The following is a 14,106-nucleotide window of genomic DNA, read 5'->3' as shown; positions in this document are numbered from 1 at the left end:
CTATAGCGATGATTGCTGTTATGAAAATTTATGAAAGATTGCTCCTGTGCAGATAAGTCATCCAGGCTCTTAAACGTATGTGCCTGCAAAAATCTTTTTTGATAAGTGTGGTTAAATTTTTCAATGATGCCATTACGCCAGGGTTCTTTTACAGGGATAAAAACGGGTGCTACCCCCTGGCTAAGTGCAAAGCGCACAACGCTGCCAAAACTGCGTGGATAGCGGTTGCTGCCCCTAAAGGCCAACTCATTATCCATTTGTAAAGCATCCGGTATTCCATGTGCTTGCCAAAACGAAGCAATAGACTGCACAATACCAGCAGATGATTTTGTTCGAACTGCTTTTACAAAGCAACTGTGTGTGGTGGTATCAATTAAATTAACACTATAAAACTTACCATCCCCTTTAATGTAACGGGGAAGGATATTCTTTTGGGTTTTTATGAACAGGTAATTGTTTGTTCAACCCATGTTTAGCAATAATGCGGTTGATTGTCCAAACAGCAGGTAAAGGTTTAATGCCACGCCGCTCACATTCATATTGAATGGAAATGGCTCCAATCTGGGCCATCTTTTCATTCATCAGTTCATTGCGTATAAAAAGAATTTGATGCGCTGTTTCTGTGGCTAATGTACTGTTTACTTTTTTGGGCGCTTTGCTCTCATCTTCAAACCAGTTTGCTGCATGGGGATTACTTTTATAACGCTTGATCCAATAATGAACCCATTTGCGGCTTTTACCCATTGAACGGGCAATTGGCGCCACTTTTTCTCCTTGTAAATACCGACTGACTGCTTCTTGCCTTTGCTGATACGCTTTCATTCAACTTTTGAATGAGTATCAGTATTTTATGTCAAAAATCTATAAAAGTGTAACCGATGATGTGCTACACCAAAAAGTGTAACCGATGTTATGCTATTTATCAGCTAAGAGATAAAACAAAATAATAATTGTGCTGCCCAACAACTTAATTTTTTGTGTTTTTTCACCATAAAACAATTTGCATTATGAATAAATTACTAACTGCATTTGCATTACTCATCTCCATTAACGTATCATTGGCACAAACCAGGGCCGATAGTTTATTATTAATTAATTATCGCCCGGTATCCATCTACAAAACTCCAATGGCAAACATAAAAAAAGCGGCTTTTCCTGTAATTGACATGCATTCGCATGATTACGCCGGAACGCCTGAAGATGTTGATGACTGGGTAAAGCGCATGGATAAATTCAATATTGAAAAAACGATGGTGCTTTGCATGCCCGGCGCCAAAGGTTTTGACAGCGCATTGGCAAAGTATGGCCGCTATCCCAAACGCTTTGCATTATGGTGCTGTTTTGATTATACAGGTTATGGAACACCCGGCTGGCAGAAACATGCCGTGGAAGAACTGGAAAAATGCTATAAAAAAGGTGCAAAAGGCGTGGGAGAACTGGGTGATAAAGGTGATGGTGAAATTTATTCCGCACCGGTAAAAGGTTATGGCCTGCACATTGATGATGTGCAGATGAAACCCTTACTTGCAAAATGTGCAGAGCTGCACATGCCGGTAAGTATTCACGTGGCAGAAGATGAATGGATGTATGAAATACCGGATAGTACAAATGATGGTTTGATGAATGCATTTATATGGCATGTTGATACAATGAAGGCAGGCCGGCTGGGCCATGATGCATTGATACAATCGCTGGCAAATGCAGCGCGGGATAATCCCAATACAATTTTTATCGCCTGCCATTATGCAAACTCCTGTTCCAATCTGCAGGTGCTGGGCGATATGCTGGACAAATATCCCAATCTATATGCTGATATTGCTGCACGCTATGCAGAAATAGCCCCGGTGCCGCGTTATGCGGCTGCCTTCATTATTAAACACCAGGATAAGCTGTTATATGGCACAGATAACAGCCCGGAAGACCGCATGTACCTTAACACATTCAGGATACTGGAAAGTGCAGATGAACATTTTTATGAACCAGAGATGCTTCATTATCACTGGGCTTTGTATGGATTGAATCTGCCTGCAGCAGTGCTGGAGAAATTATATAGAAAAAATGCTGAAAAGATTTTGAATAGCTATAAATAACGAATGATAAATGCGCAGGTTATTTGCGTTCGATAATGTTCTTTGCACGTCATGTCAGGGTGACGAGACATCTCTACGTTATTTAAGCGCAAAGTAATTTGGGAGATTTCTCCTGTCGTCGAAATGACGGCGTAAGAACCTGAATGAATTTAAGAACCAAAAAGTGCCGGTTGGCTTTGTTCAATAATGCGCTTTGCACGTCATGTCGGGGTAACGAGACATCTCTGCATAATAAGCAAGCTCAAAAGTTTTCATAGATTTCTCCTGTCGTCGAAATGACGGTGCAAGAACCTGAATGAATTTAAGAATTCAGAAGTGCCGGCTGGTTTTGTTCAATAACGTTCTTTGCACGTCATGTCGAGGTAACGAGACATCTCTGCATAATAAGCAAGCTCAAAAGTTTTGCAGAGACTTCCTTATCATCGAATGATGATTAACTTCGAAGTGTATGACTAAAGGTGGAAGCATTTATATAATGACAAACAAGCTGAAAACAACTTTATATGTTGGTGTAACTGCAGATTTGCAAGTAAGAATCCGTCAACATAAAGAACATTATTTTCAGAATAGTTTTACCGATAAATATAATCTTGAGTATTGCGTGTATTATGAAAATTTTTATTCAATTGAAGAAGCGATTTTAAGAGAAAAACAGATAAAGAAATGGAGCAGAGCGAAAAAAGAAAAATTAATCAATTCATTAAATCCAAACTGGATTGATTTATGGGACGAGATTAAGAATTGGTAGCGTATATTTTGAAATACAGCCTGAATTTTATTAATCACGTTTTTTAACCATCGTATCGAAGAAAACGAGACATCTCTGCATTATGAGCAAGCTCAAAAGTTTTTAGAGATTTCTCCTGTCGTCGAAATGACGGTAATAAGAACCTGAATGAGTTGCGTAGCTATCGTAGAAATAATGTTACTATAATTTGTAAAATTGAATTTATAGATGAAAAAAACATTCCTGGTTTTAATGATTAATTCTTTTTTTGCCTGTATTTCGTCAGCGCAAATAATCATCACTAATAAAAATTTAAAAATTGAAGTGAATGATGATTTACAAACAAAGGTTAATTCAATATCCGGCAACGCAAAGCCATTAACAAACAGATTTTCTTCGTCAGAATACATCCAGGCAAAATACTTCACTGCCAAAAAATTTCGGCTTACCCAACAGGTAAAAAACAATATTCATAATTCAGCCGGCGATGGCATTGAATGGAAGTTTTACGGCACGGATAATATTAATCACATAGAAAAAATCCTTTCCATAAAAACGTATAATCATTTTCCTGACGCAGCATACTTCACCGTGCAATACATCAATAAAAGCAATAAGGATTTGCCGGTTATAAAATGGGTGAACAATGAATACAACGTGTTACCGGAAAATGACACCACAAAGTTTTGGAGCTTCCAGGGCAGCTCGCATGCAGACCGCCGCGACTGGGTTCAAAAAGTGAGCCCTGGCTTTTATGAAAAGAATTTTATGGGGATGAATGCCTCCGATTATGGTGGTGGTATTCCGGTGATTGATTTATGGCGAAAAGATGCAGGCATTGCTGTTGGCAATACAGAAGCAGTGGCTAAGCTGGTATCATTGCCGATAGATTTTGATAAGTATGCCGGCACTGCAAACATGCATGTTGAATATGAATATCCTGAAACAGAAATTTTAAAACCCAATGATACGCTCAGTACGTTTGAAACTTTTGTAAGTGTGCATCAAAGAGATTGTTTTGCAACGTTGCGCAACTTTTCAAACTTCATGCAAACAAAAGGCATAAAGCCTGCAGCCGCTGAGCCTGCTGCATTTGAGCCCATCTGGTGTGCCTGGGGTTACGAAAGAGATTTTACGTTGCAGGAAATTTTAAACACGCTGTCCAAAGTAAAAGCGCTCGGCTTTAAATGGGTTGGCTTGGATGATGGCTTTCAGCAGGCAGAAGGCGACTGGCATACCAATAAGGAACATTTTCCCGGCGGCGATGCAGAGATGAAAGCTTTTGTTGACAGTATTCATGCACAGGGAATGAAGGCGGTGTTATGGTGGGCGCCGATGGCCGCTGACCCGGGCAGTAAAGTATTGAAAGAACATCCCAATATTTTATTGCAGCAAAAAAATGGCGCGCCGCAATATATAACCTGGTGGGATGCATATTATATGTCGCCAACCGATAGCACCGTGATGGAAGAAACAAGGAATACCGTAAAAATGTTTATGCAGGACTGGGGCTTTGATGCCCTGAAATTAGACGGACAGTTTATGAATGCCTGTGCACCTGATTATGGCGGCGATCATAACATCGGGCATCCTGAACAAAGCTTTGAGAAAATGCCATTGCTGTTTAAAGCAATTTATGAAACGGCAAAAAACATAAAACCTGGTGCCGTAGTTGAGTTTTGCCCTTGTGGCGATGTGATGAATTTTTATCATACGCCTTACACCAACCAGTTTGTGGCAAGCGATCCAACCAGCAGTTGGCAGGTGCGTTTAAAGAATAAAATATATAAAGCATTGGCACCGCAAACAGCGTATTTCGGAGACCATGTTGAACTGACTGATACAAAAGAAGATTTTGCATCGCAGGTTGGCGTTGGCGCTGTGCCGGGAACAAAATTTGTTTATCCGGCAACAGGGGTAAAGAGTAAAGATGAAAATTTATTAACGCCGGCAAAACAAAAACTGCTTGAACACTGGCTTGCCATTTACAATGATAAAATGTTGAGCAAAGGCGCCTTTCGCGGTGAGTTGTATGATATAGGTTATGATAAACCGGAAACATATTGCATACAAAAAAGCGATACGATGTATTATAGTTTTTATAATGCTGCCTTTGATGGAAAAATTGAGTTAAGGGGTTTGGATGCGGAGAAAAAATATACTGTGTATGATTATGTGAATAATAAAACCCTGGGCACAGTTAACGGTAATAATCCAACATTTGCTGTAAGTTTTAAAGAAAACCTGTTGATTGAGGTAAAACCTGCGCACTGATTTTTTTGTTTTTGTATTAAGCTGTCCGGGTACATTTTTTCGCAAGTGAGTGAAGGCGCGCGCCTGTAGAATCCGCTGCCGGCTGCATGTCACCCACCGGCTCGGAAATTTCTTAAATGCGAAAATTTGAGATGTATCCAACCGTCCTGCACGTAAACATCACCCTGAAATAATTACTATTTTTGATGCATGTTTTATATCGCAGACCTGCACACCCACTCGCACTATGCCGGCGCCACCAGCAAGAGCCTTAATCTTGAAACACTGTATCAATGGGCTTTAATAAAAGGTATTGATGTGGTAAGCACCGGCGATTTTACACACCCGGCCTGGTTAAAAGAATTACAGGAAAAATTACAACCGGCCGGTAATGGATTTTATACGCTGAAGCGCTTGCCGCCTTTAAATGTGTTGCCCGGTATAAAAGCAAGTGAAAGAACAATTTATTTCTGCCTGTCGGTTGAAGTGAGTTGTGAATACATGATTAATAACCGGAAGTACAGAACGCATCAATTGATTTATGCAAAAGATTTTGAGGCGGTGCATTACATTAATACAGCTTTATCAAAATATGGAAACCTTACCCTGGATGGGAGGCCGTCATTGCAACTGCAGTCGCATGAATTATTTAAAATTGTTCTGGATATACCCCGCGCATATTTTGTGCCGGCGCATGTGTGGACGCCCTGGTGCTCATCCATTGGCGCGATGGAAGGCCACGATAGCTTAAGCGATTGTTTTAAAGATGTTGCAACAGAGCTTTTTGCCATAGAAACAAGCCTTTCCGCCGACCCGCTTATGTGCAGGCAGTATGATGAACTGGATGGCCTTACTTTATTATCCAATTCAGACGCGCATTCGCCACGCAACCTTGGCCGTGAAGTGAATTTGCTGAAAACAGAGCTGGGCTATGATGCTATGTTCAATGCCTTTAAAACAAAGCAGGGCTTTGCAGGAACATACGAATTGTTTCCACAAAAAGGCAAATGCTATAACACCGGCCACAGGGATTGCGGCGTTTCAATTGATGCAGATAAAATAACAGGCAATATTTGTGCTGTATGCGGCAAACCTTTAACTATCGGTGTTTCGCACCGTGTGCAGCAACTGGCAAACTGCAAAGCAGTTAAAGAAAATATTCAGCCTTTTAAATATGTGCTGCCGCTGCCTGAAATTTTTGCCGAACTGTTGAATATAAAATCTGATACGCCATTACATACCGTAAGTGTTGCCAAGGCATATACCAAAGCTATTGCTTATTTTGGGAATGAGTTTGATATTTTACATAAGGTTGCTTTGGAAGATATTCAGCGCTATTACCCAAAACTTGCTACCGCCATAAACAGGTTAAGGAATAATGAAAAGCAGGCTGTTGCCGGTTATGACGGCATATATGGAAGAATAAATTTCTTTAATGAATACGAGTTGAATGAGAAGCAAAAACAACTGGCTTTGTTTGGCTAAGTCAAAAATTATTTCAAAGCGGTTTAATGCTTTTTGAGTTATTTGCTTTTTAACCAGCTTAGAAAAGTTATTCAGCTTCGTTGTGTCACTCCCTTGTGCCACATATTTTCAGGCGGCAGCGGCATCCTGTTCATGCAGCGTTTTGTATTGTGGGTTTGAAGATAGGCTAGGCGCATAAGGTAAACCAATATCAGTTTCATTTAACTGCAAGGCATAAATATTATTTACGGCAAGCCTGCTATCTTCGCGGCATGGCTATATATGCGCACGATAAAATTGTGCCCGATGAAAAAAATGTTGCTGCCAAAAAAAAGCAGGTGGCTGAAATGTTTAATTCCATTGCCGGCCGCTATGATTTTTTAAACCGGTTTCTAAGCATTGGCATTGATAAAAGCTGGCGGAAAAAAGCAATAAAAGAACTAAAAGAAGTTAAACCAAAAACATTATTGGATGTTGCCACCGGCACAGCAGATGTTGCCATCGCCGCCTATAAAATATTAACCACTGAAAAAATTACAGGCATAGATATTTCCGAAGGCATGCTCGAACTTGGCAGAAAAAAGATACAGGCCCTTCAGCTTGAAGAAAAAATAGAACTGCATGTAGGCGACAGCGAAACAATAAACTATGCAGATTTCTCGTTTGATGCAATAACCGTTGCCTTTGGCGTGCGCAATTTTGAGAACCTTGAAAAAGGGCTTGCCGAAATGCTGCGGGTGCTGAAGCCGGGCGGCAAAGTTTCCATACTTGAATTTTCAAAACCCAGGGCGTTTATGTTTAAAGGCATTTACAATTTATATATGCGCATTGTGGCGCCGGGTTTTGGAAAAATGTTCGCAAAAAATAAAGAAGCTTACGCCTATCTTAACAATTCAGTGCAGGCTTTTCCTGACCGGGAGAAATTTGTGGCAATTATGAACGAAACAGGCTTCAGGAAAACGTACTATAAACCGCTCAGTTTAGGAATATGTTGCATTTATTGCGGAAGCAAGTAACCTACAAAAACAAACAAATTTCAAACAAAACAAAACCATGCTGAAAGTCTTTACTGTAAAGGCTTTTTTTATTTTTATCTGTTATTTGCTTTGGTTTATTACTTGTTTATTAGGTACAAATTTTGTACCTTGCTTGTACCTTTATTGGCAATACAATTAATCTGAGGTACAAATATGACAAAGGTTAAACTCCGTCAAAAGCTTATATCAGGAAACAGGCAAACACTTTATTTGGATTTTTATCCACCAATACCGCATCCTGAAACAGGGAAGCTAACCAGGCGCGAATTCCTCGGAATGTACATTTTTGATAAACCTAAGAAAGTTGTTGATAAAGAATACAACAAAGAAACCCTGGCGATAGCTGAAAGCGTAAGATCAAAGCGACAATTAGAGATAAATGCAGGAACATTTGATTTTTTAAAGAAAAGGATGGATGATATAAATTTTATTGCCTACTTCGACGCTCTGGCACAAAAGCAAAAGAGTACCAATATTGATACATGGCTTTCTGCCGGTAAGCTGCTTAAAAAGTTTGCCGGGAGCGAAGTGCAATCTTCAAAGGTTGATGAAAGCTTCTGTAATGACTTCCGCGAATTCCTTTTAAATTCAAAAAGCAAGCGCAATGAACAGTTATCACGAAATAGCTGCCATTCTTATTTTGCACGTTTCAGGGTAGCCTTAAAGCAAGGATTTAAAGATGGTGTACTTACACATGATCTCTATGAAAAAATAAAGCCTGTCAAGCAGGATGAAACAAACAGGCAATTTTTATCAATGGAGGAGCTGCAGGCGCTCGCTAATACCGAATGTTCAATGCCGGTGCTAAAAAAAGCTGCGCTCTTTTCTGCTTTAACCGGTTTGCGTTTTTCGGATATTCAAAAACTGGTTTGGGGTGAGGTACACTGCAATAAACAGCAAGGCGCCTTTCTGCAATTCAGACAGCAGAAGACAAAGGGAGTTGAAGTACTGCCAATATCAGGGCAAGCATATAATTTATTAGGCGAAAAGGGCCCGGTGGGCAGCAAAGTTTTTGAAGGGCTGGTTTATTCAGCTTATACCAATGTGCATTTGAAGAAATGGGTATTGAAAGCAGGGATAACAAAGGAGATAACTTTCCACAGCTTCAGGCACACATTTGCGACTTTGCAGCTATCATTTGGAACTGATATTTATACAGTATCGAAGATGCTTGGCCACAGAGAAATAGAAACTACACAGATTTACGCCAAAATAATAGATCAAACAAAGCGCAATGCTGCGGACAAAATAAAACTGGATTTGTAATCTTAAACCAGAGAACAATGCAATTGGAAATAATACAAACCAATTTATTGAAGCCTTTTGAAAAACAGGTTAAAACATCTGTAAGCAAATGCTTTAAAGATTTAGAGGAAAGCGATTTCACCGTGCAGGATTTTAAACATTACATGCTTGCCGGTGCGGTTGCATCTTCACAAATTGAAGGCAGCACTTTAGATTTAAACAGCTTCTTTCAAAGCAAGGCCAATAACAAAAACACAAAAGAGGTAAAGGAGATTGAAGATTTATTAAGGGCATATCAATATGCCAAACGGTATAATATCAGCCAAAAGGGTTTATTGAAATGCCATGAAATACTTGCTGCCACGTTTACCAGCATAACCAAAAAACAAAAAGGCAAATACCGTAAAACGCAGGTAGGTATAAGAAGCTGGCAGGGGCTTGTTTACCTGGCAATAGAACCGCAAAATGTGCCTGATGCAATGAATAACCTGTTTGCAGATATACAAACGATTTTAGAACAAAACCTGAGCCTTAAACAAACGCTGTATTATGCTGCGTACATACATTTCATGTTTGCCAAGATACACCCGTTTGCAGATGGCAACGGCAGAGCTGCAAGGCTTTTGGAGAAATGGTTTCTGGCAGAAGTATTAGGCGCCGCCGTTTGGGGAATACCAACTGAAAAATATTATTATGATAACAGGCAGGCTTATTACACAGGTTTAAATGTTGGAGTAAACTATTATGAAACACTTGAAAGGTTAGATGATATTTTACCTTTCTTAATGCTGTTGCCCAAAGCTGTTTGTTATAAGCCGGTTGATTAAACAACAAATAATTGAAACATGATTTCAGGTGTAGGTAGAAATGTAATAGAAGATAAACCCGTTTTCGATTTCAAATTTGTTTTTACCAATGCCACCCCCACCCGGCTTTCAATTTCCCCTGCAATAAAACACCCCCATCAAAATATATAGTTACCATCACAGTATAAATAAAAAAAATTTTATGATTATCAGCAGGGAAGAAAAGATTTTGGAAATGGCAGCGCGTGATATAGAAGCACGTCGGTTAAGCGGCAATTATGAATACTGCTATGTGCCTGGAACGGTTGGCGAAGTTGCATGGCTTGTTGAGCGGTGGAATAAGCCTATTGCTGAAAGTGAATACACTATAGAAGCATACAACGATCTCGTAAAAGGCTTTAATTCTGAAAACATAGAAATCCTTATTGATGATACTATAATTAACGTAAAAGCGAAAGGCGGTTATACTTACAAAGGGTTTATGTTATATCCTGATTGGAAGACAACATTAAGAGATTTTATACTTTATGAAGACGAAACCCTTACGCCGGAAGTACATGTTAGCGTTCATAAAATATTTTTCTCACGTGATCGCACCGATAAAGATTTTTTAGTAAGTGCATTAAAAGCCAGAGACAAATTCAAAATTGTTTGCAAAGGTTTCGCGATTGCTAAATACATTGATTTCTTAAAGGTAGAAGCTGAAAAATTGAAACAACCTACTAAAGCCGCTAATAAAATTAATGCTCCTGTAATTGCTACATTCTGTTATCTACTTAACGAAATAGGTACGATGCCGAAAGGAAATAAATCTATTGCAGATTATTGTCAAGAAGTATGCAAAGAATATAATTTACCATACACAGATAAGGTTCGCCAAAACTATAACAGCAATCCCACAAAGAAAAATACTGAAAAGGTTGTAAGGCTTATACTTCCTGTTATATCAGCCAAAGAAAAAAATGATATTAATCAGTATTTGAATAATAAATACACACCAAAACAAAATTTGTACGCTTAATTGTCCGTACAAAAAGGCGTACATGCCTTGTTAGCATTTCAATTTTGTTGTCATAAAGCAAAATAATATGACAGCAGTTACAATTACCCAAATTACCCCGCCTGAGCTTGAAACGCTTATAGAAAATTCTTTAAGAAAAATCCTTAGTGCTAAACCCGAAAGCGCAAACCTACCTGAACAAGACCGGTGGCTTAATCTCACTGAATTTTGCCAGTATCACCCGGATAAACCTGCCAAAGCAACTGTTTACGGTTGGGTTAACGCCAAATTAATACCCGCGCACAAAAGCGGCAAAAAATTAAGATTCCTCAAATCCGAGATTGACGCATGGCTGATGTCAGGTAAAAAGAAAACGTTCGCCGAATCTGCAGCAGATGTAGATACTTATTTAAAAAAGAAAAAAGGCCAGATATGATTACCCAGCCCTTAAAATCTTTAATAATGCACAGCGAAAATACGGAAAAATTCCCGGTAAAAATAAGCCCTGATTTTAATGACATTGCAGCTAATACCATAATTAAAAGCATTGCAGCTATTAAAAAAGAAAGTGAAGCAACCCCGCACGAACAAATACTTGAAACCCTCATTGATCAGTTTGAAGCGGTTGATTTTGAAGCATTGGCATTCCCCGAGGTGGTTCAGCTAAGAGAAAAATTACAATCAGAAAGCAAAGAATCTGAAGAACTATTAAAGCAGCTAAAAAGTATTAAGTTAAACACCAAACATTACTTAATTATAACTATTGAAAACATTTTAAAACTTGCTGCAAAAAACAGATGGGGACTATGCAAAAAAAATGATTTCATTTATTTATATAACGGTTGTTATTGGAATGAAATTTCCAAAGATGACTTTCAAAAGTTTTTGGGGGAAGCATCTGAAAAAATGGGTGTGCCGCAATTCTCCGCAAGGTTTTACCAGTTTAGAGAACAATTATTAAAGCAGTTTCTTGCCACAGCAAATTTACCATCACCAGAAAATAACAATCAAAGTGTTTTGATTAATCTATTGAATGGCACTTTTCAAATAACTACTGCTGAAACTAAACTTAAACCGTTTAATAGCACTGACTTCCTTACATATCAACTTCCTTTTAAGTTTGATCCAAATGCAACAGCACCTCTTTTTGAGGCATATTTAAATAGGGTGTTGCCAGATATTGAAAGGCAACAAGTATTAGCAGAATATTTAGGATATGTTTTTATTAAGCACGGTAGCGCTGCGCTCAAAGAAGAAAAAGCCTTAATACTTTATGGTAAAGGTGCGAACGGTAAAAGTGTCTTTTTTGAAGTCGTGAATGCGTTATTGGGAGCAAATAACGTAAGTAGTTTTTCATTGCAAAGCCTCACTAATGACAACGGATATTTCCGGGCGAAACTTGGCAACAAGTTGGTTAATTATGCCAGCGAATTAAACGGGAAATTAGAAACAGATGTTTTCAAACAACTTGTTTCCGGCGAGCCGGTTGAAGCCAGGTTACCATACGGAGAACCGTTTATTTTGAAACAGTACGCAAAACTAATATTTAACTGTAATGAACTGCCCAAAGATGTTGAACACACAAACGCATACTTCCGGCGCTTTCTTATTATACCCTTTGATATTACTATCCCAGAAGAAGATCAGGATAAACAATTGCATACAAAGATTATTGATAATGAGCTTTCGGGTGTTTTCAACTGGGTGCTGGGTGGCCTGAAAAGATTATTAGATCAAAAACATTTTTCCAAATGCGAAGCTGCGCAGACGGCCTTAAATAAATACAAGGTTGAAAGTGATAGTGCTTTAATGTTTTTGACGGATCTGGAATATAAAGTTTCATTTACTGAACATCTTCCTCTCAAAGACATTTTCAGTGAATATAGGAGTTACTGTAATGACGGCGGGTTTAGGGCTTGCTCGATTAAAAATTTTGCGGAAAGGCTAAGAAGCATTGGATATACGACCGAAAGAAAAAAATATGGAACAGCCATAAATGCCGAGAAAAATAAAATGGTGTAGATGGTGTAGCAGGTGTAGGATGAAAAACAAAAAATATTTTTCAATCAAAGACATTTTCAGTGAATAATAACCGGTTTAAGTTGACTTCAAACAAAATCCCCAAAAAAGATTGTCTTTATTGCGGGGCTAAGAAACACTGGCAGTTATACATTGATACTATTACAGGGGAAATATTACCGGCATATTATGGCCGTTGTGATAATGAAGTTAAATGCAAAGCTTGGAATGACCCATATAAAGATGGTTATGCAAAAAAGATAAGGGAACAGGAAAATTTCAACTACGACAAAAAAAAGTATTTTTTTCGTCCTACACCTGCTACACCTGCTACACCAAAACCAAAAGTTAATACCGTTTTTTTTGATTTTGAAACTTTCAAGCAAACATTAGAAATTGGACGATATGAGCAAAACACTTTCATACAGAACCTGTTTCACAATGTACAGTTCCCATTTAATGTGAAAGATGTAACATCTGCTATAGAATTATACAGGCTTGGAACAATAGCAAAAGGTTACATGGCTGGCGCAACAACATTCCCATTTATTGACATTGAAAATAATGTAAGAACTATTCAGGTTAAACAGTTTGATGAACATAACCACACAACCGGGACAGATTATTTACATTCAATTATTGAAAAATATTATTCTCAAAACAACAATTCGGCACCGCAATGGCTGACTGATTATAACAAACAGGATAAATATGTTTCCTGTTTGTTTGGCGAACACTTGTTAAATAAATTTCCTAATAACCCTGTTGCATTAGTAGAAGCCCCTAAAACGGCTATATATGGAGCTTTATATTTTGGTTTTCCGGACAACATAGGAAATTTTATATGGCTGGCTGTTTATAATAAAAGCAGTTTTTCATTTGATAAATTAAAAGTTTTAAAAGGCCGTGATGTATATGTTTTCCCGGACTTGTCAAAAGATGGGAACACATATACAGAATGGCAACGGAAAGCAAAGGAATACGAAAGCCTTTTGCCAGGAACAAGATTTATTTTTTATGACCTGTTAGAGCAGATTGCTCCAGAAATGGATAAGAACAAAGGATTAGACATTGCGGATTATCTTATAAGGTTCGACTGGCGGCTTTTCAGAAAACAAAACATTCCACCTGCAGAAGATGAAAACGCAGAGGCGTTAGCAGCCTTTGATAAATGGTTTGGGCTAAACCCTGACGGCGGTATATTCTCTTACGGCAGTCAAAAATTTTCAATCACTAAAAAACAATCCTTAAACAATGGAATGGAAAGAACAACTATTACAAGCGCGTGAGCGGTATATGATAGAACACTATGCAGCCTGTAAAGATTTTGGTGTGCCATCAAAGTATCTCAATAACCGCTGGTATGTTTTGCTAATTATAACTTTATACAAAAGCGTTCTGCCAGAGACCATAAGTTCAATGGAGAAGACTTCCTGTCAAAGTATGGTTGGGCATTCGATGAGTT

General features: G+C 38.5%; 14 protein-coding genes. 12 read left to right on the top strand and 2 right to left on the bottom strand.

Annotation, left to right across the window (positions count from 1 at the left end):
* The coding region (locus tag QM629_RS07905; RefSeq protein ID WP_415158924.1) for an integrase core domain-containing protein at window positions 1–257 on the bottom strand (257 nt) is incomplete at its 3' end.
* Between the two features lie 148 nt (window positions 258–405).
* Window positions 406–822 (bottom strand): helix-turn-helix domain-containing protein, encoded by a 417-nt coding sequence (locus QM629_RS07900; RefSeq protein WP_415158922.1) that lies wholly within the window; start codon window positions 820–822, stop codon window positions 406–408.
* A 185-nt stretch (window positions 823–1,007) separates the two neighbouring features.
* Here QM629_RS07900 and QM629_RS07895 point away from each other — a divergent pair, with 185 nt between their 5' ends.
* The 12 genes from QM629_RS07895 to QM629_RS07840 all read left to right on the top strand — a co-directional run.
* Window positions 1,008–2,090 carry an amidohydrolase family protein gene (locus tag QM629_RS07895; RefSeq protein ID WP_415158920.1) on the top strand — a complete coding sequence of 361 codons (1,083 nt, stop codon included), beginning with the start codon at window positions 1,008–1,010 and terminating at the stop codon, window positions 2,088–2,090.
* A 448-nt stretch (window positions 2,091–2,538) separates the two neighbouring features.
* Window positions 2,539–2,838, top strand: a complete 300-nt coding sequence (locus QM629_RS07890; protein ID WP_415158918.1) for a GIY-YIG nuclease family protein — start codon at window positions 2,539–2,541, stop codon at window positions 2,836–2,838.
* A gap of 207 nt (window positions 2,839–3,045) precedes the next feature.
* Complete coding sequence (locus QM629_RS07885; RefSeq protein WP_415158916.1) at window positions 3,046–5,091, top strand: glycoside hydrolase family 36 protein; 2,046 nt, start codon at window positions 3,046–3,048, stop codon at window positions 5,089–5,091.
* A gap of 189 nt (window positions 5,092–5,280) precedes the next feature.
* On the top strand, window positions 5,281–6,555 hold the full coding sequence (locus QM629_RS07880; protein WP_415158914.1) for an endonuclease Q family protein: 1,275 nt from the start codon (window positions 5,281–5,283) through the stop codon (window positions 6,553–6,555).
* 251 nt (window positions 6,556–6,806) lie between these two features.
* A complete protein-coding gene (ubiE, locus tag QM629_RS07875) occupies window positions 6,807–7,550 on the top strand; it encodes a bifunctional demethylmenaquinone methyltransferase/2-methoxy-6-polyprenyl-1,4-benzoquinol methylase UbiE (protein WP_415158912.1) in 744 nt (247 codons plus the stop codon).
* Between the two features lie 174 nt (window positions 7,551–7,724).
* Window positions 7,725–8,837 (top strand): site-specific integrase, encoded by a 1,113-nt coding sequence (locus QM629_RS07870; RefSeq protein WP_415158910.1) that lies wholly within the window; start codon window positions 7,725–7,727, stop codon window positions 8,835–8,837.
* A gap of 17 nt (window positions 8,838–8,854) precedes the next feature.
* Window positions 8,855–9,643, top strand: a complete 789-nt coding sequence (locus QM629_RS07865) for a Fic family protein (protein ID WP_415158908.1) — start codon at window positions 8,855–8,857, stop codon at window positions 9,641–9,643.
* A gap of 181 nt (window positions 9,644–9,824) precedes the next feature.
* Window positions 9,825–10,643 (top strand): hypothetical protein, encoded by an 819-nt coding sequence (locus QM629_RS07860; RefSeq protein ID WP_415158906.1) that lies wholly within the window; start codon window positions 9,825–9,827, stop codon window positions 10,641–10,643.
* 67 nt (window positions 10,644–10,710) lie between these two features.
* Window positions 10,711–11,058 carry a helix-turn-helix domain-containing protein gene (locus QM629_RS07855; RefSeq protein ID WP_415158904.1) on the top strand — a complete coding sequence of 116 codons (348 nt, stop codon included), beginning with the start codon at window positions 10,711–10,713 and terminating at the stop codon, window positions 11,056–11,058.
* A gap of 26 nt (window positions 11,059–11,084) precedes the next feature.
* On the top strand, window positions 11,085–12,644 hold the full coding sequence (locus tag QM629_RS07850) for a DNA primase family protein (RefSeq protein WP_415158902.1): 1,560 nt from the start codon (window positions 11,085–11,087) through the stop codon (window positions 12,642–12,644).
* Window positions 12,645–12,724: 80 nt separating this feature from the next.
* Window positions 12,725–13,930 (top strand): DUF6371 domain-containing protein, encoded by a 1,206-nt coding sequence (locus QM629_RS07845; RefSeq protein ID WP_415158900.1) that lies wholly within the window; start codon window positions 12,725–12,727, stop codon window positions 13,928–13,930.
* The coding region (locus tag QM629_RS07840; RefSeq protein WP_415158898.1) for a hypothetical protein at window positions 13,896–14,106 on the top strand (211 nt) is incomplete at its 3' end. The genes QM629_RS07845 and QM629_RS07840, both read left to right, overlap by 35 nt.

The sequence above is a fragment of the Parafilimonas sp. genome, from assembly GCF_047606085.1.
Classification (GTDB): Bacteria; Bacteroidota; Bacteroidia; order Chitinophagales; family Chitinophagaceae; genus Parafilimonas.
The sequence above is the reverse complement of the archived record's forward strand: the minus strand, read 5'-3'. Positions and strand labels throughout refer to the sequence as shown.

Bases quoted from the DNA above. Each gene is read 5' to 3' on its own strand.
- QM629_RS07900 (WP_415158922.1), bottom strand. From the start codon at position 822: ATGAAAGCGTATCAGCAAAGGCAAGAAGCAGTCAGTCGGTATTTACAA.
- QM629_RS07895 (WP_415158920.1), top strand. From the start codon at position 1,008: ATGAATAAATTACTAACTGCATTTGCATTACTCATCTCCATTAACGTA.
- QM629_RS07890 (WP_415158918.1), top strand. From the start codon at position 2,539: ATGACTAAAGGTGGAAGCATTTATATAATGACAAACAAGCTGAAAACA.
- QM629_RS07885 (WP_415158916.1), top strand. From the start codon at position 3,046: ATGAAAAAAACATTCCTGGTTTTAATGATTAATTCTTTTTTTGCCTGT.
- QM629_RS07880 (WP_415158914.1), top strand. From the start codon at position 5,281: ATGTTTTATATCGCAGACCTGCACACCCACTCGCACTATGCCGGCGCC.
- ubiE (WP_415158912.1), top strand. From the start codon at position 6,807: ATGGCTATATATGCGCACGATAAAATTGTGCCCGATGAAAAAAATGTT.
- QM629_RS07870 (WP_415158910.1), top strand. From the start codon at position 7,725: ATGACAAAGGTTAAACTCCGTCAAAAGCTTATATCAGGAAACAGGCAA.
- QM629_RS07865 (WP_415158908.1), top strand. From the start codon at position 8,855: ATGCAATTGGAAATAATACAAACCAATTTATTGAAGCCTTTTGAAAAA.
- QM629_RS07860 (WP_415158906.1), top strand. From the start codon at position 9,825: ATGATTATCAGCAGGGAAGAAAAGATTTTGGAAATGGCAGCGCGTGAT.
- QM629_RS07855 (WP_415158904.1), top strand. From the start codon at position 10,711: ATGACAGCAGTTACAATTACCCAAATTACCCCGCCTGAGCTTGAAACG.
- QM629_RS07850 (WP_415158902.1), top strand. From the start codon at position 11,085: ATGCACAGCGAAAATACGGAAAAATTCCCGGTAAAAATAAGCCCTGAT.